The 25,230-nt window shown below is 34.6% G+C and carries 29 protein-coding genes and 1 riboswitch; of the genes, 7 read left to right on the top strand and 22 right to left on the bottom strand.

Features of this window, described 5'->3' with window-relative positions:
* The first annotated feature begins 206 nt into the window (after positions 1-206).
* Positions 207-1,106: a DUF1385 domain-containing protein gene (locus tag KGI01_RS03570; protein ID WP_141273434.1), complete on the top strand. Its 900-nt coding sequence runs from the start codon at positions 207-209 to the stop codon at positions 1,104-1,106.
* A gap of 19 nt (positions 1,107-1,125) precedes the next feature.
* A complete protein-coding gene (locus tag KGI01_RS03565) occupies positions 1,126-1,317 on the top strand; it encodes a hypothetical protein (RefSeq protein ID WP_087680248.1) in 192 nt (63 codons plus the stop codon).
* A gap of 88 nt (positions 1,318-1,405) precedes the next feature.
* On the opposite strand, the gene KGI01_RS03560 is transcribed toward KGI01_RS03565, so the two are convergent.
* Both KGI01_RS03560 and KGI01_RS03555 read right to left on the bottom strand, forming a co-directional pair.
* Entirely contained in the window at positions 1,406-1,747 is a 342-nt protein-coding gene (locus KGI01_RS03560) for a hypothetical protein (RefSeq protein WP_141273341.1), read from the bottom strand.
* A 132-nt stretch (positions 1,748-1,879) separates the two neighbouring features.
* Positions 1,880-2,713 carry a lipoate--protein ligase family protein gene (locus KGI01_RS03555; protein WP_068452950.1) on the bottom strand — a complete coding sequence of 278 codons (834 nt, stop codon included), beginning with the start codon at positions 2,711-2,713 and terminating at the stop codon, positions 1,880-1,882.
* 149 nt (positions 2,714-2,862) lie between these two features.
* Here KGI01_RS03555 and KGI01_RS03550 point away from each other — a divergent pair, with 149 nt between their 5' ends.
* Complete coding sequence (locus KGI01_RS03550) at positions 2,863-3,249, top strand: rhodanese-like domain-containing protein (protein WP_068452948.1); 387 nt, start codon at positions 2,863-2,865, stop codon at positions 3,247-3,249.
* A gap of 101 nt (positions 3,250-3,350) precedes the next feature.
* Positions 3,351-4,622, top strand: a complete 1,272-nt coding sequence (locus KGI01_RS03545) for an AAA family ATPase (RefSeq protein WP_141273339.1) — start codon at positions 3,351-3,353, stop codon at positions 4,620-4,622.
* A gap of 48 nt (positions 4,623-4,670) precedes the next feature.
* Here KGI01_RS03545 and KGI01_RS03540 read toward each other — a convergent pair whose 3' ends face one another.
* From KGI01_RS03540 to comGA, 15 genes are all read right to left on the bottom strand, one after another.
* Positions 4,671-6,158: a phytoene desaturase family protein gene (locus KGI01_RS03540; RefSeq protein WP_141273337.1), complete on the bottom strand. Its 1,488-nt coding sequence runs from the start codon at positions 6,156-6,158 to the stop codon at positions 4,671-4,673.
* 1 nt (position 6,159) lies between these two features.
* Positions 6,160-6,879 carry a hypothetical protein gene (locus KGI01_RS03535; RefSeq protein WP_141273335.1) on the bottom strand — a complete coding sequence of 240 codons (720 nt, stop codon included), beginning with the start codon at positions 6,877-6,879 and terminating at the stop codon, positions 6,160-6,162.
* 15 nt (positions 6,880-6,894) lie between these two features.
* Positions 6,895-7,608: a hypothetical protein gene (locus KGI01_RS03530; RefSeq protein ID WP_141273333.1), complete on the bottom strand. Its 714-nt coding sequence runs from the start codon at positions 7,606-7,608 to the stop codon at positions 6,895-6,897.
* Between the two features lie 12 nt (positions 7,609-7,620).
* The gene (locus tag KGI01_RS03525) at positions 7,621-10,626 is read right to left on the bottom strand and encodes a coiled-coil domain-containing protein (protein ID WP_141273331.1); all 3,006 of its coding nucleotides are present in this window, start codon (positions 10,624-10,626) and stop codon (positions 7,621-7,623) included.
* A 136-nt stretch (positions 10,627-10,762) separates the two neighbouring features.
* Positions 10,763-12,223 carry an aminomethyl-transferring glycine dehydrogenase subunit GcvPB gene (gcvPB, locus tag KGI01_RS03520; RefSeq protein ID WP_141273328.1) on the bottom strand — a complete coding sequence of 487 codons (1,461 nt, stop codon included), beginning with the start codon at positions 12,221-12,223 and terminating at the stop codon, positions 10,763-10,765.
* Positions 12,216-13,583, bottom strand: coding sequence for an aminomethyl-transferring glycine dehydrogenase subunit GcvPA (gcvPA, locus tag KGI01_RS03515; RefSeq protein ID WP_141273326.1), 1,368 nt, complete (start codon positions 13,581-13,583; stop codon positions 12,216-12,218). Before gcvPA ends, gcvPB begins: the two co-directional genes overlap by 8 nt.
* A gap of 24 nt (positions 13,584-13,607) precedes the next feature.
* Positions 13,608-14,711 carry a glycine cleavage system aminomethyltransferase GcvT gene (gcvT, locus tag KGI01_RS03510; protein WP_141273324.1) on the bottom strand — a complete coding sequence of 368 codons (1,104 nt, stop codon included), beginning with the start codon at positions 14,709-14,711 and terminating at the stop codon, positions 13,608-13,610.
* Between the two features lie 138 nt (positions 14,712-14,849).
* Positions 14,850-14,947, bottom strand: a riboswitch (glycine riboswitch).
* 156 nt (positions 14,948-15,103) lie between these two features.
* On the bottom strand, positions 15,104-15,616 hold the full coding sequence (locus KGI01_RS03505; RefSeq protein ID WP_141273322.1) for a shikimate kinase: 513 nt from the start codon (positions 15,614-15,616) through the stop codon (positions 15,104-15,106).
* A 130-nt stretch (positions 15,617-15,746) separates the two neighbouring features.
* Positions 15,747-15,932, bottom strand: coding sequence for a hypothetical protein (locus KGI01_RS03500; protein ID WP_141273320.1), 186 nt, complete (start codon positions 15,930-15,932; stop codon positions 15,747-15,749).
* Positions 15,913-16,371: a competence type IV pilus minor pilin ComGF gene (locus KGI01_RS03495; protein WP_170214716.1), complete on the bottom strand. Its 459-nt coding sequence runs from the start codon at positions 16,369-16,371 to the stop codon at positions 15,913-15,915. The genes KGI01_RS03500 and KGI01_RS03495 overlap by 20 nt, the downstream gene beginning before the upstream one ends.
* On the bottom strand, positions 16,353-16,637 hold the full coding sequence (locus KGI01_RS13780) for a hypothetical protein (protein WP_170214715.1): 285 nt from the start codon (positions 16,635-16,637) through the stop codon (positions 16,353-16,355). The genes KGI01_RS03495 and KGI01_RS13780 overlap by 19 nt, the downstream gene beginning before the upstream one ends.
* Positions 16,638-16,653: 16 nt before the next feature.
* Positions 16,654-17,088 (bottom strand): competence type IV pilus minor pilin ComGD, encoded by a 435-nt coding sequence (gene comGD, locus KGI01_RS03490; RefSeq protein WP_141273316.1) that lies wholly within the window; start codon positions 17,086-17,088, stop codon positions 16,654-16,656.
* Complete coding sequence (gene comGC / locus KGI01_RS03485; protein ID WP_141273432.1) at positions 17,075-17,395, bottom strand: competence type IV pilus major pilin ComGC; 321 nt, start codon at positions 17,393-17,395, stop codon at positions 17,075-17,077. The genes comGD and comGC overlap by 14 nt, the downstream gene beginning before the upstream one ends.
* Positions 17,396-17,412: 17 nt before the next feature.
* Positions 17,413-18,453 (bottom strand): competence type IV pilus assembly protein ComGB, encoded by a 1,041-nt coding sequence (gene comGB, locus KGI01_RS03480; protein ID WP_170214714.1) that lies wholly within the window; start codon positions 18,451-18,453, stop codon positions 17,413-17,415.
* Complete coding sequence (comGA, locus tag KGI01_RS03475; protein ID WP_141273312.1) at positions 18,437-19,459, bottom strand: competence type IV pilus ATPase ComGA; 1,023 nt, start codon at positions 19,457-19,459, stop codon at positions 18,437-18,439. The genes comGB and comGA overlap by 17 nt, the downstream gene beginning before the upstream one ends.
* Positions 19,460-19,728: 269 nt before the next feature.
* Here comGA and KGI01_RS03470 point away from each other — a divergent pair, with 269 nt between their 5' ends.
* On the top strand, positions 19,729-20,436 hold the full coding sequence (locus KGI01_RS03470; protein ID WP_141273310.1) for a helix-turn-helix transcriptional regulator: 708 nt from the start codon (positions 19,729-19,731) through the stop codon (positions 20,434-20,436).
* Between the two features lie 68 nt (positions 20,437-20,504).
* Here KGI01_RS03470 and KGI01_RS03465 read toward each other — a convergent pair whose 3' ends face one another.
* The 5 genes from KGI01_RS03465 to rpmG all read right to left on the bottom strand — a co-directional run bounded on the left by KGI01_RS03465 (position 20,505) and on the right by rpmG (position 24,210).
* A complete protein-coding gene (locus KGI01_RS03465) occupies positions 20,505-21,143 on the bottom strand; it encodes an MBL fold metallo-hydrolase (RefSeq protein WP_141273308.1) in 639 nt (212 codons plus the stop codon).
* Between the two features lie 71 nt (positions 21,144-21,214).
* Positions 21,215-23,098: an LTA synthase family protein gene (locus KGI01_RS03460; RefSeq protein ID WP_141273306.1), complete on the bottom strand. Its 1,884-nt coding sequence runs from the start codon at positions 23,096-23,098 to the stop codon at positions 21,215-21,217.
* 97 nt (positions 23,099-23,195) lie between these two features.
* Positions 23,196-23,405 carry a YqgQ family protein gene (locus KGI01_RS03455; RefSeq protein ID WP_141273304.1) on the bottom strand — a complete coding sequence of 70 codons (210 nt, stop codon included), beginning with the start codon at positions 23,403-23,405 and terminating at the stop codon, positions 23,196-23,198.
* A 6-nt stretch (positions 23,406-23,411) separates the two neighbouring features.
* On the bottom strand, positions 23,412-23,996 hold the full coding sequence (locus tag KGI01_RS03450) for a 5-formyltetrahydrofolate cyclo-ligase (protein ID WP_068452734.1): 585 nt from the start codon (positions 23,994-23,996) through the stop codon (positions 23,412-23,414).
* Positions 23,997-24,060: 64 nt separating this feature from the next.
* On the bottom strand, positions 24,061-24,210 hold the full coding sequence (gene rpmG / locus KGI01_RS03445; RefSeq protein ID WP_068452731.1) for a 50S ribosomal protein L33: 150 nt from the start codon (positions 24,208-24,210) through the stop codon (positions 24,061-24,063).
* A 165-nt stretch (positions 24,211-24,375) separates the two neighbouring features.
* Here rpmG and KGI01_RS03440 point away from each other — a divergent pair, with 165 nt between their 5' ends.
* Positions 24,376-24,741, top strand: a complete 366-nt coding sequence (locus tag KGI01_RS03440; protein WP_141273302.1) for a hypothetical protein — start codon at positions 24,376-24,378, stop codon at positions 24,739-24,741.
* Complete coding sequence (locus tag KGI01_RS03435) at positions 24,738-25,187, top strand: endolytic transglycosylase MltG (RefSeq protein WP_141273300.1); 450 nt, start codon at positions 24,738-24,740, stop codon at positions 25,185-25,187. Before KGI01_RS03440 ends, KGI01_RS03435 begins: the two co-directional genes overlap by 4 nt.
* Positions 25,188-25,230: the final 43 nt, after the last annotated feature.

Here is a 25,230-nt window from a genome sequence, read left to right as displayed (position 1 = left end):
CCCTTTTTCCTAATTGTTTGTATTCATTCTATCATATATTTCGTAAGGCGTAGGTTTTTCAACGGTGTAAAGGATTTTTCTAGAGTTTATCATCATTTTTTAGTACAATTGAAGAAGTTTTAATCTTATACATAGAGAGCGGTGTGAAATTGAATCAAGAAAAAAATACAACTGTATATGGTGGTCAAGCGCTCGTTGAAGGTGTCATGATGGGTGGTGGACAACATACGGTTTCTGCAATTCGTCGAAACGATGGGTCGATTGATTACTATTACGCTAAGCGCGTAAAAAATCCAACGTATCAAAAAATGAAGAAAATTCCTTTTATTAGAGGCATTGTTGCACTGATTGAATCAGCTGCAAACGGGTCGAAACACCTACAGTTTGCGAGTGATCGATATGATGTAACACCTGGGGAAGAATTGTCAAAAGAAGAAAAAGAAAAGAACATGTCGAAGTTACAGCTTTGGCTCGGTGTAGCAGCGATCGGAATTCTTTCTTTCTTATTCGGAAAGTTTATTTTCACACTCATTCCAATTTTTCTAGCAAATAGTTTAAAAAGTATTTTCCCTAGTGACACGGCACAAATTCTAGTAGAGAGTGGCTTTAAACTTATTCTACTCGTATCCTATATTTATCTCGTATCACTAACACCGATTATTAAGCGGGTTTTTCAATACCATGGCTCTGAACATAAAGTCATTAATTGTTATGAAAATGGCCTAGAACTAACCGTTGAAAATGTACAAAAGCAATCTCGCTTACATTATCGCTGCGGCTCAAGTTTTATGCTGTTTACCGTATTTGTCGCGATGGTTCTTTATTTCTTTGTACCAACGGATCCACTTTGGTTACGATTAGTAGACCGCATTTTATTAATACCTGTCGTACTTGGTATCTCTTTTGAAGTATTACAAGCGACAAATGCTTGCCGTGATATTCCTATACTACGCTTTTTAGGATATCCAGGTTTATGGTTACAACTTTTAACAACAAAAGAACCACAAGATGATCAAGTAGAAGTGGCAATTGCTTCATTTAAAAAATTAAAAGAAGTAGAACAAAATCCTGAAATTATCCAAACAATGAATCAAGATTCGAATTAATTAAAATGAGGTGTTTATTATGAGGAAACTCGGCTTTAATATGCTTTTTTTCTGTGTTATTGCTCTTGTGCTTTATATGATGGATGTCGTAAGTGGAAAAATCATTTTATACGTGCTAGTACCTATTCTACTTCTGTTCATGTTAGTGACCGCACTCCAAACATATAAAGTCTATAAAAGATTACTTGAAGAACAAAAGCAATCACGCTAAATCAATTAAACACCTTAGACGAATCAACAAAAAAAGGTCGTAACGTACGTGTATCAAACACGCCATGTTACGACCTTTTTAGTTAGCTCTATTTTTTCATGCGACGTAGCATATATGTAATCCCATACCCTGCACCGAATAAAGCAAAGTAATACACACCATAAATCGTATTATCTCCACCAATGACAACGAAGAAAATAATAATGAATGCAATCAATGAAATCCCGATTGCCGGAATCACTGAATAGTGATGAATTGCACAAGATACACCTTGTATAATAAATGTAATCGGATACACAATAATCAATGATAAACTAAAAATCGCTAGGTTTTCTTTATCTGTACCGAATGCACCAAACATCGTTAAGGCACTAATTGAAAACATCGCAAAGGCAGGCAAGAAATAGGCTGCCAACTTGTTCAAATTCAACTTTATTCACTCCTTTATTTCTACGTTTTTTATCATACCATAATCTATTTCATGAGAAGAATAATTGCTGTAAAAAAGCGTATGATTGATAGAAAAAAATCGCACTATACAGCACGATTTTTTCCTTCTATATTAATATTTATCGTTCCATTCAGTTGAACGGTATTTTGTTTCGGCTAATTGTTCTACAAATTGTTGCTGTTCGGCTGTTAATTCGTATGGTACTAATTCAATATCAAGCGCTTCTTGGAATCCATTATAGAATGCTTCGATACACTCTTGAACTGTTACAGTTCGATTGGCTAAACTATTAATACTTACGGCTTTTTCAGGTAATTTATGACGCATACGTTCACGCGCTTCATCACTTTTAAATTTAAAAACAGATAGTAATTTTTCTGCATCTAAATCGATTAAAATGGCACCATGTTGTAAAATAACACCTTCTTGACGTGTTTGCGCGCTACCTGCCACTTTTTTTCCTTCTACTACTAACTCATACCAACTCGGCGCATCAAAACATACAGCACTTTTCGGTTTTGCAAGTGCCTCTTTTTGCTCATTGGTTTCAGGTATTGAGAAATAAGCATCTAAACCGAGATTTTGGAAGCCCTTTAGTAAGCCTTCACTCAGTACACGATATGCTTCCGTTACCGTCTTTGGCATATTTGGATAGTTTTCAGATACGATGATACTATATGTAAGCTCATGTTCATGTAAAACGGCACGCCCCCCTGTTGGTCGACGAACAAATCCTAAATTCAACTTCTCTAATTGATCGAAATCGATATCTCTCTTTGCTTTTTGGAAATAGCCTACAGATAATGTCGCTGGGTTCCATTCATAAAAACGAATCATCGGCGGTAGCTTTTCTTCAGCATGCCAATGTAATAACGCCTCGTCTAAAGCCATATTATATGCAGGATCACATGGTCCTGAATTGATGAAATACCATTGTTTTGTCACTTATATCTCTCCCTTCCAATCTTAGCCTACTCATTTTATCAAACAATTAAGGTAATTACTATACAATTCCTCTTTTACCACGGAACATCATAGACGAATTTGATTCATTCTCTTATAATAGTATTGTAGAAAGAAAGGGGAATTTACTCGTGAGCTGGTTATACAGTATTATCATTATTTTAGTCGTGCTTGTTGCGTTCATTTTGATTAATGGTTTCCGTTCAAAAAGAGCTGTAACAACACTATCTGAAGAAGATTTCAAGGCGGGATACCGCAAAGCGCAACTAATCGATGTGCGTGAGAAAAAAGAATTTGAAGATGGTCATATTTTAGGTGCGCGTAACCTACCATCTACACAACTTCGTACACGCTACAAAGAATTGCGTCAAGACATTCCAATTTACTTGTACTGTGACAATGCAGGTCGTAGTGCACGTGCAGCACTTTTCTTAAAAGGTAAAGGATACAAAAACCTTTATCAACTTGAAGGCGGCTTCAAAAAATGGTCTGGTAAAGTAAAATATTCACGTAAATAATGTATAAAGAGATTTTGGCAAAATTGTCAAAGTCTCTTTTTTGATTTACTTTTAACTTTTATGTTAAAATATTGATGTATTTCTTTTATTAGGAGGAGTTTGTGATTTATTCTTATTTATATCCATTTACTGAAGATGTTTCAAAAGAGTTACCGAACTATGCAGAATATGCTTCGTTCTTTAAACGTATTACACATATTTTAAATGAGCGCATTGAAACAACATGGCGACCATTAAAATTAGTTTTAAATAATTCTCAGTTCGATCAACACATTATCGAATTAATGCACAAAGACTTATTAAAATTCGAAGTTCTTACCTATTTATATGAAGCAGAACCAACCTATAATTTAGAACCATTATCGTGGTTGCAACAAGATGATGCACTGCATGAATTTATTACACTTGATAATAAACTCATTTATTACCCTGATTATGAAGTAGCTATTGCGCCAGCAACACTATTTTGTGAGGACTCATGGCGAGAAGAAGAAATCTGTTACTTCGCTCCGTCTTCTGAACATATGAAGAAATTCATTGATGGTGTGAATAAACAATTGCGTAATGTGCTTATGTCTCAAGTATCATATTTAGTCGATACAGACGATGGTTTACGCCGTAGTAATTTAGGCGAATATGGCGATATTTCACGCGAAGATGTATTTTTAGATGAGCAATTAAAGCGTAATATTTTCCGTTCAATTGATGAATTCTTTAAAGATGATGGACAGTTTTATAAGCACTACAACATTCCATATAAGCGTGGTATTTTATTATATGGTTCACCAGGTAATGGAAAAACAACACTTGTAAAGTCAATTACTGGTTCTGTCGATGCACCTGTTGTTTATTGGCAGATTACGGAGCATACAGACAGTGAATCGATTCAAGAAGTATTCCGTTTAGTTAGCTCACTGTCTCCTGCAATTCTTGTCATTGAAGATATTGAATCAATGCCTGAATACGCACGCTCTGTCTTTTTAAACGCTTTAGACGGTGCACAGTCGCGTCATGGTGTATTCGTCATTGGGACAACAAATTATCCTGAACGCATTGATCCTGCTCTAATTAATCGTGCTGGACGTTTTGACCGAGCTTACGAAATTAAAAATCCAAACAAAGAAATGCGCCTGCATTATTTACAAAATCTTGATCAACAGCACATCTTCACAGAGGAGCAACTTCAACATGCTGCAAAATTATCGAAAAAATTATCGATGTCTCAATTGAATGAATTCTATATTTCTGTAGCACTTAACTGGCACTATGATCAAGAGTTAAACTACGAAGAAGTCATTACAGACCTTCAAAAACAACGTAAAAATACGGAACGAAATGAATGGGAAGAAGACGAACATACAATCGGATTTTAATCTATACAAAAACTGCTGAATGATGCATTAAGCCATTCAGCAGTTTTTTTAAATTAATGGATTTTCACGTGCTTCCTCAATAATACTCGTAGCAAGATGAATGCCATTTTTTAATGCTTCTGTTGAGCCTGCCGGATGATTTGTGTCCACTAATGTAAAGTATAATCCTTTAATTTCATCACTTTTAACAGGTGGACGAATGTAGGCAGCCGCGAACGTTTTCGAAATAGCTCCATGTATGCCACCTTTCGTTGAATTGAATCGATTTTTTAAATCTTTGGATGTCCAGACTTTTTCTTCTACAATCGATTCTTCTAAGTCAAAACCATATTTTTTCAATTCGCTCACTAAATGATGTCGGTAAGAAGCAATGCTCGCTCGATAAGAAGTCGAGTATAAATCATTTGTTGGAATTGACACCATCAGCACTAAACAATCACCCGATTTAAAACGCTCAGGTTCTTGAAAAGCAGGATTATAAATATAAATGGTCGGATTTTCAGCAAATTCTCCATTTAAAATTTGTTCTACTTCTCTTTCCACATCGCTTGAAAATAAAACAGTATGTGTTTTTAAGTTCGTATAGCGATCTAATCCAAGTAGTAAAACAAATTGAGATAAATTACTTTCTTCTGTTACAATGAATTTTTCTCTTTCATTCACAACTGTAAAATCAGATAAGAGCGTATCACTATTTAATAGTTGCGCACTACTAATTAATACATAGTCTGATTCAATACTCAGATTTTCGTTAATTTGGATACCTTCTACTTGATTATTTTTCAAATGTATTTTTGTAATTTCTTTTTCAGTATAAATTTTAACTCCTAATTCGATAGCTAGCTTTTTTAATGCACAAGGTATCTCCCTTATTCCACCTTTCACATAAAAGACATCTGCCGTTAGTATAGGGTATAGAAAAGCAGCAAAAAATGCAGGTGTAGACCTCACTAACATTTCACCACGATTTGCATATTTCGCAAGTAATTGAATAATTTGTTCATTCTCAAAATATTTACGTAAAAAGCGGTCCAAACTTTGAAAAGGACGTAATTTTAAAATCAAATTACGAATAGGAATCTTTACTAATTTTGACCAATTTGTAATTTGTAAATTCATTGATAATTCATTCACTTCAAAATATAGTCGTTTTATTTCTGCTAAAAAATCGTGATAATTTTCAGCACCTGTAGAATCTATTTTTTTTAATTGTTCAATCATTTCTTCTACATTTGTAGAAAGGCAAAAATTATCGCCATTTTCAAAATAGACGTGTGTATGATGTGTTAAAATTTCCAAATCAAGATAATCTTCTATATTTTTTCCTGCTAGTAGAAAGATACTTTCGAGTAGTTCTGGAATCGTAAAAAAAGTTGGGCCAAACTCAAAAAGATGATCTTCAAACTGTAATGCTGTAAAATTCCCACCTACTTTTTTACTTTTTTCATAGATGGTAACCTCGAAACCTTCTTTCGCAAGTAGAATGGACGCTGTTAGTCCACTTAACCCCGCCCCAATAATCGATACTTTTTTCATATCAGCTGCCCTCCTCTACTTTTGTTTTTGAAACGACGATAATGCTCATCATGATAAAAAAAGCAACAACACTGGTTTCCCAAAGACCTACGCGTAAAGCGACGATGATTGGTATACTCATAATCGAAACAAAAACTCCAATCATATAATTCTGCAATGTGATCGAATACTTAACAAGCCAAATCATTTCTAAAAATAATAAGATGATATAATAAATAATTGAAAACCCAATAATAATAAAGTACCCACTTAATTGAATTTCAAAATGATAGTATGAAAAATCACCTATATAATAGCGATTAAACAATGCAAAAATTGGAATGATAAAAAAATGTATAACAATAATGATAAAAAAGCTAAAAACCGTGCGCATAGCGAGAGGCATTTGATATGTAAAAGCTTGTATGATTGCAATACTCACAAGCCATAAACTAGCAATTGCCATATATAATAACTGTTCATATGCACCACCACTTTTAATGAAAGGAAGAAGGCTTCCGTAGGACATAATACTATATACTGAAATCCCTACAAATAAAGCATATAACAGTCCCTTTTTAACACCAAATAATGTACTAAAGTAAAGTGTTGCGATGATGGCTGCATATAATAACATTAATAATAACATCCACCAGTCTCTTTTAGAAAGAATTGGAAGCATAATGAGCAGTAGAACGATTAAATTTACAATATAAAAAATAATAAATACATTCTTTCTCATTATACTTCTCTCCTTTTAAGTTAAACGAACAAACTGACTCGCTAGTGGATTCCAAATAGAATACGTTTCAGTCCCTTGATCACGACTTAATAAACAGACTTCTTGAACAGATAATACTTTATTCGTTGTATTCATTTCGTAAACAACATCTTCAATTTGAATCGCTTCATACTGACTGCTTAATGATTCTCCTGTTACTTTTGTATAAAATGATTGAATACATCCTTTTTCTAAAAACGAATGAGAGAAATCCATTTTTTGTTGTTTACTTACTGCTGGATGAATCAAGTGCTCACGAGGTAAGAATTGATTGACTTCTTCAATCCATTGATCTGTCACAGGTTCCCAATAACAAGTAAAGGTTTTGATATAGTGTTGTAAAGAAGCACAGCCATCAATTGCACTCTCTTTACCTAAATCTGTTAATTCATACTGTTCTTGATTTACAATGATTGCCCCGTCTGCTAGTAACAACGCAATATTTTCTCGTAAATCCTCCTCTTGAAAACCAAGCATATCTTGTAACAAATCTTCATTTAATGATGATAGCGCTAAAAAACGAAGAATTTGTTCGGCGAAAATCGAATACTTTTTTTTCGCTTGAAAATGAATTGTCACTTGATATGCATTAATCGGAAGTTCGTATGGTGTAATTTTTTGAATACTATATAAATCTGCCATTTGTTTTTCAGTTAATAATTCATACATCATGTCTAGTGTATATTTCATCTAGTTACCTCCTTACACAGATAATTGGTCTTGTTCACAGTCGATTACATAAGGTTTTTCTACTTGTTCATAAATCGCTACATAATCTTTAAGAGGGTTCATCTGTAAATGTTCATAAATCTCTTGTCTTTCTATATAACTAAAACCTTGTAAACGTAGATTTTGTTCAAACATCTCTAAATCTACTAAAGAGCGCTCACTTAAATCTGTCGTAACAAAAGCTATATGTCTATGTTGTTGACATAGTAATAACATATCCAACCAAGTATATTGAACATCTTCAAACAAGAAGAGATCGCTTGATTGTTTCGAATGAAGTTCTGCTGTAAAACGCAAACGACTTTTTTGTGTAATCAATTGATACCAACGTCCTTCATATTCTTCTAAAGTTAATTGATTTCGCCATACTTGTATTGCATGTTGCTGTTCTAGATGACGTGTTTTATTCATTGCTTTTCTTTCAATATCTACTTGGATTTTTTGCGCTTCTTTAAATAATACTTGGTGATGTGCTTTGAAAATTTTCAATTGTTGTTGTAATTCTTCTTGTTGCATATGAATAACGTGATTTGCCTGATTGAATTGTTCAATTACCACTTTTGAATTTACAATATCATGCTGTAACAAATCCATCTGTATGTTCATTTCTTCTTTGTTTTTAATCACAACTGCTGTTTTTTCTTCGTATTGAGATGCTAAAGATGAACCATACGTTTCTGCTTCTTCTACCATGCGCTCATGTTCTTCAAGTACATCATACTTCGATAATAATTCCGTTTTATATTGTTTCCGAGCACTTTCTAAATCCTCTAACGTATCATATTGCTGACTACGACCAGAAGTTGTTTGTTTACTTATCTTCACGGTTTTACGCATGGCTGAAATATCTTGATTCGCTGTTTCGATGACGCCTTCATATTCTTTTTTTGCTTGTTCTAAACGATTAATAAAATCATCCATTTTTGTTTGTAGCATGCGCATATCTTGGTCAAAACGAAATTCAATACGTTCCGCATAATCTAGTTGTATCATTAATTTCTGTTCTAGTTTTTCTTTTTCTTGTTCCATACCTGCTAAAGCATATGTTAATTTACGGACACTTTCCACAACTTGTTCTTTCCAACGATTTTTTGCTTTGTAGTTAATCCCTAATGATAGTGGTTTATTATCGAGTAAACCCAGTAATTGTGTTAATTGATCTTCTGCATAATGACGATCATAATATGCGTTCGGCTCATCTGGAATCACGAATAAAATTCCAACCTTTTTCAATTCATCTTCTACATATGGTAACTGGTCATTTAAACGCTCTTCAACTGCTTCAATACCATTAAATTTTTCTAAATAAATTTGGGTTAATTCTGCATAAGAACTTGCAAATTGTAAATCCATTGGGATATCTAAAAATTCAGCAGTTTTTTTAATTTTTTGAATTAATGCTTGAACATGCTCTACTTGTTGCTTTGTCAAAAATAATTGATGTTCTGTTATCATGTCTTCCACATATTTTTTTCCAGTATGCTGATCTGTTTGAATACGTTCAATTTTAAGTTCACAATCTTGGATAATTATTTGTGAACTTTCGATTTTTTTCACTGCTTCAATGTTATCTGTATAAGAAGGAATTTCTTGATTAAAAATTAACCATTCTTGCTCTAAATCTTGATAATACTGAATTTTCTCTTCTTTTTCGCGTTGTAAATCTTTTACACGCTGCTGTTGCTCATGCCATGCATCTTCTAATTCAAAACGTTCTTGCATTAATTGATCATTTTTAAAAGCTAATCGTTCTTGTTCTTGTTCATATTGTGTGATGGCTTCTTGCATTTGGGTGATTTTTTGAAGATTTTTTTCTTCTTCTTCTTTTAAATACTGCTGTGTTTGTTCAACGCTACTTACATATTGCATATTTTGTTGTAACTTTTCATTATAGTGAATCAACGCTTTTTGCTGTATTTTTTCTTCACGTTCACTTAATGCATTCGATAATGTCGTGATTTCTACTGTATTTTTTTCAATCAATGGTGTTTTTACATATTGAATTGCCTCGTCTGCTCGACCATCTGCATGAATCGGTAGTAAATGAACATATTTTTCAGATAGTTTTTGTGCCAAATCATATTGATGAATCGATAAAGTCAATTGTTCATGACTATCAACAAGTTGATTCACTATATGTTGAATACCTTGTTCTAGATCATCTTTCATCATCGTAAGACCTGAAAAGTTGGTTTGGGTATGGTATGGATTTAATAGTGGATGGTGAATTTGGGGGCAATGCATATGTGCATCGTGTATAGCTCGCAAACGTCCTCGTAGAACGAGTAATTCATTATATTCTTTTTCTTTGTATAAATAAACTGTATCAATTGAATCACCAAAAACAACTGTTGCATCTTGTAAAAATAGACGATTTTCTTCTACATTCATCTCATCACATCGAGCAATTTTTTCGAATTGATCTCCAATACGCTTCCACACTTCTTGACCTTTTTGTTGCTTCGAAGTGAGAGGTGTTTCATATAACGTAATCGTTAAAACTTCTTGTGCTTTTTCAATTGAAGCGACACTATACGGATAATGAGCTTGTTCCATTAAATAATCAATATATATTGACCAGCTATCTAACTTCTTTAAAATACGTTGCTCGCTTTCACTAGAAGGTAATGTATAAAAAGCTGTCCAAAATTCTGAAGATAGCGTACTTTTTGGTTCATTCAAATGAAGGTCGATTAATAGATAGGCATCATCTATAGGCAGTTCACACTGGATTGTTGCATCTATAATTTCAAAAGCTGATACACTCGCTTTTACAAGTAATTGTATCGGATGTTGTGATGCGTGATGTTGTATAAATACACCTAAAAAATGAGCATCTTGTGTTACTTGTGGGTAGCGTATAACTTTTGCTTCGCCTTCAAAATCTTTCAATAACATGTCGACTGTTCGTCCATCTTCTAGCAATTGTGATGGATTATTTTGATCCAATTGCCATTCTGCTTTTACTTTTTCCATCATCAGCACATCGCTCCTTTATTTCAATTCTCTGTTCAATCTATACCCTCTCCGTTCTAAATTTAACAATATTATCAAAATTTGAACACTTTTATACAAAATAAAAGAAGCTAAGGATGTCTCCCTAGCTTCTTTGTACTTATGCTTTTTGATAGCGTAATACAGGATTACGTGCAGCACGTGTTTCATCTAGACGGTTAATAACCGTTGTATGCGGTGCTTCCTGTACGATTTCTGGATTTTCTTCTGTTTCTTTTGCAATTTGAATCATTGCATCACAGAATTCATCTAATGTTTCTTTTGATTCTGTTTCAGTTGGCTCAATCATCAATGCTTCTTCCACATTTAATGGGAAGTAAGTTGTTGGTGGGTGGTAGCCAAAGTCTAACAGACGTTTTGCGATATCAAGTGTACGTACACCTAATTTCTTTTGACGACTCGCACTTAATACAAACTCATGTTTACAGTGTTGTTTATATGGAAGTTCAAAGTATGGCTCTAAGCGACGCATCATATAGTTCGCATTTACAACTGCTTGTTCAGTTACAGCTTTTAAGCCGTCTGGGCCCATTGTACGAATGTAAGTGTAAGCTCGTACATTAATACCGAAGTTACCATAGTAAGGTTTTACGCGACCAATTGTTTGTGGACGATTGTAGTCAAACGCAAATCCTTCGTCTGTTTTAACTAATACAGGGGTTGGTAAGAATGGAATTAAGTCTGCTTTTACGCCTACAGGACCTGAACCAGGACCACCGCCACCATGTGGACCAGTGAATGTTTTGTGTAAGTTTAAGTGTACACAGTCAAAGCCCATATCTCCCGGACGCGCTTTAGACATTACAGCATTTAAGTTAGCACCATCATAGTAAACTTTACCACCTACTGAGTGAATGATATCTGCAATTTCAAGGATATCTTCTTCAAATAGACCAAGTGTGTTAGGATTTGTTAACATAAGTGCTGCTGTATCGTCGCCCACTTTTGTTTTTAAATCTTCTAAATCGACAAGACCATTTTCAGCTGTTTTGACTGTAACTGTATCAAAACCCGCAACTGCAGCAGAAGCTGGGTTTGTACCATGCGCTGAGTCTGGAACAAGTACTTTTGTACGTTGTACATCACCATTTGCTTCGTGGAATGCACGAATCATCATTAATGCTGTCCACTCACCATGTGCTCCAGCTGCTGGTTGAAGCGTTACTTCATCCATACCTGTAATCTCTACAAGATGTTCTTGTAAATCATACATTAACTCCATTGCACCTTGAACAGTTGACTCATCTTGTAATGGATGGATGTTTGCAAATCCTGAGAAACGCGCAACAGCTTCATTAATTTTCGGATTGTACTTCATCGTACAAGAACCAAGTGGATAGAATCCTGAGTCTACACCATGGTTACGATTTGATAATGCTGTATAGTGACGCATAATATCTAATTCTGATAGCTCTGGTAATTCAGCTGCTTCTTCACGAATTAATGAAGAAGGAAGGATTTCTGATAAATCTACTTCTGGTACATCTAGTTCTGTTAAGCTATATCCTGTACGACCTTCTTTTGAAAGTTCGAATACTAATGGTTGATTATCCTTATGCATGTTGAGCCTCCATTTCTGCAACAACTGCGCTCGTTTCAGCGACTAATTCGTCGATTTCTTCTTTTGAGCGTTGTTCTGTTACACAAATTAATGAATGATTTGCTAAGTTTTCATTTACGCGTTTCAAATCAAAACCACCGATGATGTGTTTTTCAAATAATGCTTTATTCAATTCTGTTACATCTACTTTTGTATTTACAACGATTTCGTTGAAATGAGCACCTTTAAATGTTACATCGAATCCTGCTTTTTCAAACGCTTCTTTTGCATAATGTGTTTTCAAAATATTTTGTTTCGCCATTTCTTGCATACCTTTTTTGCCAAGCGCTGTCATCGCTACAGAAGCAGCTAATGCATTTAAGGCTTGGTTCGAACAAATATTTGAAGTCGCTTTTTCACGACGAATGTGCTGCTCACGTGCTTGTAATGTTAATACATAACCACGACGACCTTCTAAATCAACTGTTTCCCCTACTAAACGACCTGGTACTTTACGCATTAACTTTGTTGTTGTTGCGAAGAAACCACAGTGTGGGCCACCAAACGCTTCAGAAATACCGAATGGCTGTGCATCACCAACTGTAATATCTGCACCTAATTTACCTGGAGGTGTTAGGATTGCAAGTGATAATGGGTTAGATGATACAACTGATAAACCTTTTACTGCATGAATTAGTTCTGATACTTTACCTAAATCTTCTACTTGACCATAGAAGTTTGGATATTGAACTAATACAGCAGCTGTTTGATCATCAATTAATGATTCAAGAGCTTCCATATCTGTTACACCATCTTTAGCAGGAACAGTTACTACCTCAATCGATTGACCGTATGCATATGTTGTAACAACGTCTTTTGAAATTGGGTTTACTGTATCAGAAACTAAGATTTTTTTACGGCGTGTATGTGCAGCAGCTAACATACCAGCTTCTGCTAATGCTGTTCCGCCGTCATACATTGACGAGTTTGCTAAATCCATACCTGTTAATTCAGCAATCATTGTTTGGAATTCAAAAATAGCTTGTAATTCACCTTGTGAAATTTCTGGTTGGTAAGGTGTATAAGCTGTATAGAATTCTGAACGTGAAATCACATGGTCCACAATAACTGGTTTGTAGTGGTCATAAACACCTGCACCTAAGAATGACGTATATTCGTCATGGCTCGCATTTTTCTTTGCTAACGCTGATAATTCTTTTAATAAAGCTGTTTCAGATTTAGCTGGTTTAATATTATACTCACCTTTAAAACGAACTTTTTCCGGAATATCGGCAAATAATTCATCTACAGATGAAACGCCAATAACGTCTAACATTTCTTTTTGATCTTGTTCCGTCATTGGTAAATAACGATGCTTCATAGGTAAAAACCTCTCTTTATTGTTTTATTTTGAACGCTTATAGAATGGTGTTGCGACAACAGATACTTTACTACGACGATTACGCACTTCAATTTCTAGTTCTGTCCCTAATTCAGCAAATTTTGCGTCAATTAAGGCCAAACCAACATTACGTTTTGTCATTGGTAATTGTGTACCAGTTGTTACCTCACCGATTTCTTGATCACCTGCGAATACTTTGTACCCATGGCGCGGAATCCCTTTATCAATCATTTCAATCCCAACACTTTTACGTGGTACGCCTTGCTCTTTTTGAGCAGCTAATACCGATTTCCCAACAAAATCTTCTTCTTTGTTTAATTTCACAACGAAGTTAATTCCTGCTTCAAGTGGTGAAATTGAATCAGATAATTCTTGACCATAAAGTGGTAGACAAGCCTCGAAACGTAATGTATCACGACTACCTAGACCACATGGGATGACACCTTTGTCTTTTCCAGCTTCTAAAATGGCATTCCATTGTTCTACAACGGCATCATTTGAAGCGTAGATTTCAAAACCATCTTCACCTGTATAACCTGTTCTTGAGACAATTGACTTATGTCCTGCTACTTCTACATCTGATTGTAAATGGAAAGGCTTGATTGCACTTAAATCAGCTGTTGTTAATGTTTGAAGTACTTCTTCTGCAAGTGGCCCTTGCAGAGCGATTAATGCAAAATCATCTGAAGCGTTTGTAATTTCCACACCATCGATTTTATGTTCTAACATCCATGCGAAGTCTTTTTCAATATTTGCGGCATTGACAACTAATAGGTATTCTTCTTCATCCAAACGATAGATTAGTAAATCATCCACAACACCACCGTTTTCATAGCACATTGTTGTGTATTGTGTTTGGTTTACTTTTAGCTTCGATACATCATTTGTTACAAGTTGTTGTAAATAAGCTAAACTTTCTGAACCTTTTACGAAAATCTCACCCATGTGTGATACATCGAAAAGACCCGCCTTTGTTCTTACAGCTTCATGTTCTTCTTTGATTGATGAAAATTGTACCGGTAGATCCCATCCACCAAAATCAATTGTTTTGCCACCGTATTGAGTATATGTATCAAATAATGGTGTTCTTTTTAATGCGTTTGCCATTGTGTAACCCCCTTTATTTCATAAAAAAAGACAGAGAAATCCTGTTTATTTAGGATTTCTCTGTCCTTGCACCTGAAAGTTTGACCAATAATGGCTTTCCCCTTTGGTGGCTGCACGAAGCAGCGCTCTCCAGAGTTGCGTCCTGTACGAGTCTTTTTGCCTGAGAGATTCATAGTGATTTCTCACTACTTGCTCCTTCGGCGACGTAACTTTACGTTCTCTCCCCGTACATTCACCCGCGCGAGTTTTATCTCGATCGATTCGTTTGTAAGTATTGTCAATGTATTATAACAGGCTTTCTTGCATATATCCTAACATTAAAACCTCATACTCCGCAATATTTTTATTGAAAAACTTTAAAAAACGAACGTTATTTTACGATAAACACCAAATCATTCGCCTTTTAAACGATTCACTTGGAATCCCGCGTACTCCACAATCTGTCTCAGTGTTCTGTTTTCTGTTTTGATTATAATGTGAGCTGCTTGCTTATATGCTTTTCTTCTTTCATGGTATAACTGCTCTAATTCTTCTTTTGTCGAGCGCTGTACAATAGGGCGATTTTTGTCACGATGTATTCGTTTCCAAATATCCGGAAATGTAGCATCTAAAAATAGGACGAGTCCTGTTTCACGCATAATTTTACGATTTTCTGGATTAACCGCTACACCGCCACCTGTTGAAATAATACAATATTCATCGCGAAATGTACGTAAGAAATCGGTTTCGATTTGTCGAAAATAATCTTCACCATGTGTTTCGAAAATTTCTGGAATCGTCATCTTTTCTCGTCGAACAATTTCGTGGTCCATATCATAGTAAGGTAATTTTAAATAAAAGCTTAGGCGACGACCGATTGCGCTTTTACCGCTACCCATATAACCCACTAAGTAAATCTTTCGCATCTTTTCACCTTCTCCAGTTACGACTCACACAACCTTTTAACCGTTAACTCATTTTTTATATAGTAGCATGAACGTGGCGTGATTCCAATAACTGTCGACTAATCCGCTTAGATTTTTATAGAAAAATAATTTAACCTTGCTTTTTTGTGTATATTTGTTGAATTTCACTGATGGTTTGCTGCTCTAACTCTTCATACAAAAGCATATTCGTCTCATATGATTGAAATAACGTTAATACATAACTCGAAATAAATAAAAGTAAAATAAAGAGTATAGGTAACATAAAGCCTTGCTCATTATTTAAGCGATACAACAAAAGTTCTCCTCCTTATCGCGTCGTTTCCCATTTTACATTGAATTGTGAAAAGCTCTTTTTCTAAAGAAAAATGAACTTTTGTAACAGCGACTAATTTAATATCTGTTCCATCTCCTAATCCATATGTTTTGATAATACGATTTTTAGAAAAACGATATGTGGATAAATACTTTTTCTCTGGATTCGTTTCATTTGCTTGTTCTAATTGAATTTCTTCGTCATTCACTACATAAATCGCTTCGGATTTTTGTAAATCCGCTCTAAACTCACTCATAAATACTTCAAACTCTGCTGTATTTGTTCCCATCATAAATTCTTTAGTCTTCTCATACCATGGAATGATGAGTGGTATGGTTGCAGCAATCATACAGAGGCACAGTAGCTGTAGTAGTGCTTCTAACAATGTGTAGCCAGATTGATCTACTTGTACTTTACACATGAAGATTTTCGCTCCTCTTTGTATAAGTAGGTTGTACATACTTGTTGCGCAGCAATTGTCCATTGATAAAAACTACGGTCTACTTGTATTTCCCCTTGTACTTGATGAGGGTTTTTCAAATATATTTTTGTTGCTTCATAGTTTACATGCATAGCATGTAAACTCATTCGCCGCTTTTGCATTTGATCATATAAATCATTTGTCATTGGAATGAGCGTTAAAAAAATACAACTAAAAAAGAATAACGCTAGCATCACTTCCATCATGGAAAATCCATTTTGATTATTTGACCGTGATACGACCCGATCCCAGATAAACATAGACATCTTGTTCGCCTCCAAAATATAGAAAAGTAATCCTCCCCACATACGATGCATTGCCATTTTCGTTAAAGCCGATTTTATAGAGTGTTGACCCTCTCTTTATTTTCATACTACTTGGCATGGTTCGAACAAAAATCTTTTTATTGGTCTCTCTTTTTTTAGCTGAATATAAATGCGTCCTTTCATCAAAAATTAAATCCATTTTCACATGATGATTTTTAGCATATTGCTGAATGTAAACTGCGTCACTGACAAGTTGCTCAAAGAAAAAGCGTGTTTCTTTTTCTTGAATGCCTTTCGTACCATAAATAAGCGCAATGCTAGCTACAATTCCGGTCATCATAAGAACGAGCAACATCTCAACAAATGTAAAACCTTGCTCACTGCGGTGCATTCGACTTAACTTCACCTTGTTCAATCGTCACTTCATATGCCTTACAGCTTTTTTCTTTTGACCCTTCCTTTAAATAATGTTCTGCTTCAAGCACTTCAATCGTTGTTGGATATATGCCTTTATCAATTTTATATGCTTCTACTTGCCCTTGAACCATCTTCACGTAAGCATTGCACCCTTTGTCATCGACAGTTTGGAAATGTTTCGTAATATTAGGGATTGCAATCAAAATGAGTACTGTGATGATAAATAGTACAATCAACATCTCAATCAGAGTAAAACCATTTTTCTTTTCTTTTTCTCCTATTTTCACTATTGTTCCTCCTATACATAATCAATCATTTTATACATAGGTAGCATAATCGAAATGTATGCACCCAAAATACAAATAGCGATAATCCCAAAAAGAATGGGTTGCATAAACTTTAAAACTTGTTCTACTCGCTCACCCATTCGTTCATTCATAAACTCATTCAATATTTGAAGCTCTTTACCAAGATTCCCACCTTGTTCTCCATGTACGACAAAAGCATAAAACTCTTTATGTACATATGGATTCAATGAGATCGCCACGGATAAAGATTCCCCCTGTGCAATCTCATTTAGTAAATCCTGTGCAATATATGCAATCATTTTTTGATGTGATTGATTGGCTAATAGATGTAAAGAAGCTTGTAATGTAAAACCAGCCTCTAGTAGAGAACCTAATTCAAAAGCAATCTGCTTTGTTAATTGCAAACGCAACACTTGATTCACAATCGGAATTTTAAAATATAAAAGTAACTTTTCTCCTGTTTTCTTTTGCTTGGTATAACGTAAAAACAAAAGAACTGTTATCACAATGACAATGACAAAACCAATTAAATAATCTGGTAAATGTAATAAAATTTTAGAGATGGTTAACTGAATTTGATTCGTTTGCTGCTTTTGTAACATCATTGCTTCCATATTTGGCAAGAAAAAAGTACGAAAGCAGATGAATAGAACGACTAGAAAAACAAATAAGAATAAGGGATAGGATACTAGTTTTAAAACTTGTTCTTTATTCCCTGCTTCTTTATTCATCATTTGTGCAATCATTTGTAAGGCATTTACTGTCGTACCACTTTGTTCTGCCACATATAATGAGATAATATATTGTTCTGAAATCCCTATCATGCGTAAAATATCGCAAAGACCCTTCCCTTCAAGTAAACTCATATGAATGCGTTCTTCAATTTGATTTATATGCGCTAAATGATGTGGAATTAACATACGTAATGAATCATTCAATGAATAACCTTCTTGTAAGAGCGTACTTAATTTAGCTAAAAATTTCGGCTGATCTCTTCGTAATAAGATTGCTTTTTTACGTTGTAAGAACATTGGGTAGGATTCCCCCATCCTCGATACCGCGCATCATTTTATATCGAATGGTCTCTTGCAGAGGCAATTGATAATTTTGCTGTTGTTTTAATGCGTTAAACGCGTCTTGTAAATGTGTTGCATCTAAAAATTCATACAAAGCTTTTAGCGGTTGCTGTTCTGTATTTTCCACAACTAATTGTTGGGTCGTAATAGATAAAATCGTTTGCTCTAATTCATCTTTTGAAATACCTAAATCGAGTAAACGGTGCAAGCAACCAAAACTATTTTTCGCATGAATTGTAGAGATAACAAGGTGACCTGTAAGAGCCGCTTCAATGGCAATTTTCGCTGTTTCTTGATCACGAATCTCGCCAATCATAATAACATCAGGAGAATGCCTTAAAATCGCTTTTAAACCCGCAGAGTACGTTACACCTGAACGTTCATTTACTTGAATTTGCAACATATTTTGTTGTTGACTCTCTACTGGATCCTCTAACGAAATAACATGCTTCGAAAGTTGTTTTGAGCAGTATTGTAAAAGTGCATACATCGTTGTCGATTTACCACAACCTGTTGGACCACAAAATAAGACAATTCCCTGTTTCGCTTTTACAATCTGTTCTAAATGTTTCGCTGCTTCTATTTGCAGTACGATGTCTTGTAATGGCTTTGCTACATTTTGAATCATTAATCGTACAACCATGCTTTCTTTCATCGTAGAAGAAGGCAATGTTGATACACGACAAGCAATTTGCTTTTGTTCTGTAATGTATTCAAATGATCCACTTTGCGGGCGTCTTTTTTCTGAGATATCTAGTACCGATTGGTATTTAAAATGCGAAATCATTTTTTCTCCTAATGTTAATGGAATCTCACCCGCTGCAATCAAACGATTATATTTTCTAAAAAACAGCTGATAATGTTCTCTCGTCGGTAACATGTGTAAATCCGAGGCTTCTAGTTCTAGTGCCTGATTCAATAATTGCATACACTTTTTTTCAATCAAACTTTCTAATTCCATTCATTCCACTCCTTTCATTTTTTATTAGTATGCTCTTTTGTTCTCACATATTTCAAAAGTCGATTTTTTAAAAAGATAGGTAAAAAAAATGATGTTTTAACAAAATAACTGTTCTTTTTGAATATTTTAATAAAATAGCTTTTTGCTTGATTGTGTTTCCAAAAAACTTGATATTATACAAATAAATATAAAAGGTTGCTTATTTTACTGATTGTTCACTGTTTTTCCTTTATAATGGAAGTACTATGTATCGGAGGTGCGTGACAACTATGCAAAACTCTTTAAAAATCACGAGTACACTTGCGGATGAAACACGTTTTTCAATTTATCAATATATGTTACAAGAGAAAGAAAACTTCACTGTACAAAATATTGCTGACAAATTTAATATTCATCCGAATGTAGCTCGTCTGCATTTAACTAAACTAAGTGAAATTAACGTAATTTCTGCTGAATATGAAAAAACAGGTAAAGGCGGTCGTCCAGGACGTATTTACCGCGCAGTTGAAAACGGCATTTCACTATCTTTCCCAAAACGTAATTATGAAGAATTACTCGATTGGGTACTTGAAATTCTAGACGAATTAGGCCCAGAAGCTTTAGAAGTTGGGACGCGTATTTGTTATCAAAAAGGACAAACTGAAATTCGTCATATGCTACAAGAACAAAAAACTGAGGCATCCCTTTTAACATTTGATGAAAAAGTAGATTGTATTACAAAAGCAGCTTCTTTAATCGGTTATATCCCTCTTGTTAAACAAGAAGAAGGTCAAGAAGAGCGTTCAATTCGTTTCGCTGTTTATAATTGCCCTTACCATAACGAGATTGATCAACATTCAGAAACAGTTTGTGCGCTGCATGAGTCATTCTTAAAGGGACAATTTGATTATCTATTTGAAGTAGATGAATTTGTTAAACTTGAAAATATGATAGATGGTTGCAAATACTGTTCATATCGTATTCAAACGAATGGTTAACAAAAAGAGGAAGAAGCGAAAATGCTTCTTCCTCTTTTTATAGAAAAATGTTGAATGATTTTTACTATTTAAAATCCATTTAAAAATGGGTTTTGATCAATTTCCTCGCCGACAGTTGTTGGTTCATCATGCCCCGGATAAATTACTGTTTCTTCATCTAATGATAATAGATGATCATGAATACTCTTTAATAATAATTTAGAATCGCCCCCAATTAAATCCGTGCGTCCTACGCTACGCTTAAATAGTGTGTCTCCTACTACAGCAAAACCATCCTGTTCAAAAATCAAACTTATACTACCTGGTGAATGTCCTGGCGTATGTACCACGTCAAATTGGAAGCTCCCAATTGTCGTTGCTTTTTCTGCTTCTAAAAAGGCATCTGCTGGACGAATAGAATAATCTGGTAATTGCGCATATTTTCCTGAACCATTTAATTCAGGATTACCTAGCCACTCTTTTTCTTTTTTATGCATATAAACTGGAATATGAAAGGCATCACGTAAATCATCTACTGCACCGATATGATCAAAGTGTGCATGTGTTAATACGATTGCTTGCGGTTTTAAATTCGCCTTACGAACTTCACGAATCAAAAATTCTCCTTCTTCTCCTGGATCGACAATTAGACATTCACGCGCGGCATTCGCAATAATATAACAGTTCGTTTGAACAGGTCCTAATGCATATTTTCTAATATTTAACATCTTCTTCACCTCTTTGTTATTATAACGTAATTTTAGAAGTTCTCGCATGAAAAAAGCAAAACAGAGCAAATCTACTCTGTGATTTGCCCTGTCTGTTTATCATAAAATCGAAGTAAGTCTCCATTAATAACTTGGTCGGATACTTCTAATTTACGATTTGCTTGTTTAATATATTTTTCATATGGTTGCGTGTTTTGAATTGGTTTACCTGTCTGTGCATCATAAAATGTTTCTGCTGCATAGACAACGCGGTCTGTCACAAAACGTCCATCTCGAAAGACCGTAAAGTTTTGATGTTCTTTCGATAATAAATCTTGTCCAAATTGTACATCTTGTGTGGTATTCAATCCAAGTAAATGCAGAATCGTTGGGCGAATATCTAATTCTCCAGCTACTTCATGCATTACTTTCCCTTTATTTGAGCCTGGAATATGGATAAAAAACGGAACGCGCTGTAATTTTGCTGCATCATACGGTGTAATCGCATCTTTACCTAAATACTTCGCCATCGCTTTATTATGATTATCTGAAATACCATAATGATCGCCATACATCACAATAATAGAATTATCGTATAAGCCACTCTGTTTGAGGCGCTGGAATAACACTTTTACTGCTTCATCTGTGTAACGTGCTGTCTGGAAATAGCGATCTACCGTTTCATCACCAGAATCATATGGTTTAATATACTGATCTTCCTCATCTGATGTGAATGGGAAATGATTCGATAACGTCAACATTCTTGTATAGAATGGTTGTGGTAAATCTTCCATCAACTTAACAGACTGCTCCATAAAGGGAATATCTTTTAAGCCCCAGTTTGCTGAATTCTTCTCTGTCACATTATATGATGCTACATCAAAAAACTTTTTAATATGCAGCGATTCATACATTAAATCACGATTCCAAAAGCTTTTATTATTTGCATGCATAACAGATGTATAATAACCTATGTCATTCAAACGACTCGCCATTGATCCAAATGTATTACCTGCATTCGTAAAGAACACTGCACCTCGCCCGGTCCCGTACATTGAATTTTCTACAATAAATTCTGCATCGGATGTTTTACCTAAACCAGTTTGATGATAAAACTCATCAAAATAAAATGTATCAGGGTCTTTGGTTAACTCATTTAAAAAAGGTGTAATGGTCTGTCCTTTCACTTGATTGTTAATGACAAAGTTTTGCATGGATTCAAGTGAAATAATAATGACATTTCGATCTTTCGCTAATCCAAAGTAAGAGGGATTCGGTTCTGCTTGATTCGATTTTACATAGTTCGATACTTCAGTTAACTCACTACCATCTGCTAAGACACGTTGTGCATGTGATTTTGATTGGACGAAGGCATCATATAAATGATAATCAAATGTACCAATACTTTTCACGAGAATTTCGCGATCAAAACTGCGCGTTAATAATTGCGGTCGTTCAATTTCAGCTAATCCTAAGTTGAAACATAAAACCGCCACACTGAAAATAAAATACGTACGGCGTTCTTCTTTTTTAATCAATTGGAACTCTTTTACGCTATGTATTTTTTTCAATGTAATATAGATGATGAGAAAACCAGTTGCGTACCAAATATCTTTCAGACTAATCAATGTCGTGATTGAATTACCTAAATCACCAAAATTACTCGTTTGAAAGAGAACAGGTAATGTAATAAAGTCGCTATAAAAACGATAAAATACAACATTTCCATAGAGAACAAATGTTAAAATTCCACTTCCAATAAGGTAATAGCGATTTCGCTTTTTAGCCGTTTTAAAAAATAATGCCACACCAAAAATTAATAGTAAAAACGGTAACGGATTAATGAATAAAATAATTTCTTGAAGTAGATTTTCGACTTTCAAATCAAAACTCGTTTTATATGTAAGATATGTTTGAATCCACATGGTGCACACTACAACAAGTAACGCTGTATATTTTCCACTTTTCTGAATCATGTTCCCACCTTCTTTCATTTTATATTCTTTACCTTTTTTTAAAAAAATAAAACAACCCTACAAATGCACGATTGATTTGTAGGACTGCATACATTACTTAAAAATCACCGCGTTGTCGTTTAATACGTGTTTCTTCCATTCGAAGTATATGACGCGCTACTTGGTAATCTCGAATTGGTAGAATTCCCGCCTTATATAATTCTTGTAAGTCCTCTGCCATTAAGTGCAAATCACCGATTGGATCTTTTGTATAAATAATGGTACCAAACTTTTTTAAATATTGTCGAATATCATATACATTTTCCATAATGTTCTATTGTTCTTCCCTTCGAGCCTCTTTACAGGAGATGATGTGTTCTTCCGTAATTATTTTCCCTACAGGTAAATCATACGCATCTGTCGGTACTTTTTCAACTATCTGCATGTTAAATGCCATCGCAATAACAGTGCGATTAAATTGCGCTAAGTAGCGATCATAATACCCCCCACCATAACCAATGCGATATCCACTTCGATCAAATACAATACCTGGGGCGATAATGACATCAATTTCCTCAGCATGTACTTGTTTTGTCTTAGAAGGAATTGGTTCTTTTAAATCCATATAAACGGTTTCTAGCTGTTCTTCATTGTCAAAGATGTAAAATGTCATGGTGCGTGTTTTCGGGTCACAGCGAGGCACTGCAACCTTTTTATCCATCTTCCATAAAGCTTCAATTAAATGCATGGTATCCACTTCTGGAAAGTTTGAAATCGTGACGGCAATTGTTTGTGCATTTTTTATTTCGTCTAAATTAATCACTTTATTATGTATCATCCACGATTTTCTTTTATGTTCCTCTTGAGATAGTGCTACAAGCTTTGTTCTGACATCAGTTCTAAACTTCTTTTTATCCAATGAAATCACCCTACCTTATTAAAATGGAAAAGCCAAAACCTACAATAGGTTTTGGCAATGAGCATTACTTCGTTTCGCGATGAAGTGTCATCTTTTGTTCACGAGAGCAATATTTGTTCAATTCAAGACGTTCTGGATTGTTACGTTTGTTTTTCTTTGAAATGTAGTTACGATCGCCACATTCAGTGCAAGCTAATGTAATATTAACGCGCATGGTTACCCCTCCCACTCTATATACAGAATAAAATGTCTTAGTGAGCATGATTTATACGACTAAACCATTATAACACAAATGTCTAAAAAATCTACTATCATTTCTATATAGAAATGCATATGTTACAATAAGTTAAAAATAACTACATTTTATGGAGGAAGATTGATGGATTTATCCGTTATTTTAATGGGAGTAGGTATTCTCATTGTCATCATTTCATTTTTTACAGGTAATTCAAAAAAACGAACTGAAAAAGAATTAGAAGAATTATCGATGTCTTTTTATCAAGAAAACAATCAATTAAAACGTCGTTTAAAAATAATTGAAGAAGAATTAATGTTATCTCAAAAAAACATGTCGCCAATACCTAAAAAAATGGCTCCTTCTGCTTCTCATGTGAATCAAATTTTAGTGAGCCAAGTTCTTGCATTACATAACCAAGGCTTTAATCTTCAAGAAATTGCAAAACGCTCTTCGCTTGATTATGATCAAATCGCTACCATCTTACAAAACGAGGTGACGAAGCGATGAATGTAAAGTCTGTTATTCGTACAATTGGAATTAGTATTTTTGTAGCAGGCGCAACGATGAGTTTAACACAAATGAAGCAAGAAGCAGACGGAAAAACAACACCTGCTAAAGATGAAGTCGTCGTTAAAAAAAGTGATATTAAACAGTATCAACAACAAATTACGAAACTCCAAGAAGAAAACGCTGTACTGGCTAAAAAGAAAGATGCTACTTCTTCTAAAACAAAAAAAGAAGTGAAAACCTATACGCTAGATGTTCGTTCAGGCATGGGTACTTCTGAAGTAAGTGAGGCACTTGAAAAAGCAGGTATGATTAAGAGCGCAAGTGACTTTGAAAGCTATATCATTAATGAAGGTAAAGCTTCTTCTATTCAACTGGGAAAGAACAAACTAAATTCAGAGATGTCACAAAAGGAGATTTTAACTGCAATTACAACACCAAAATAAAAAACGGAGACAAATGTATCGAAATACTTTTGTCTTCGTTTTT

The organism is Kurthia gibsonii (assembly GCF_006539985.1).
GTDB classification, from domain to species: Bacteria; Bacillota; Bacilli; order Bacillales_A; family Planococcaceae; genus Kurthia; species Kurthia gibsonii.
The sequence above is the reverse complement of the archived record's forward strand: the minus strand, read 5'-3'. Positions and strand labels throughout refer to the sequence as shown.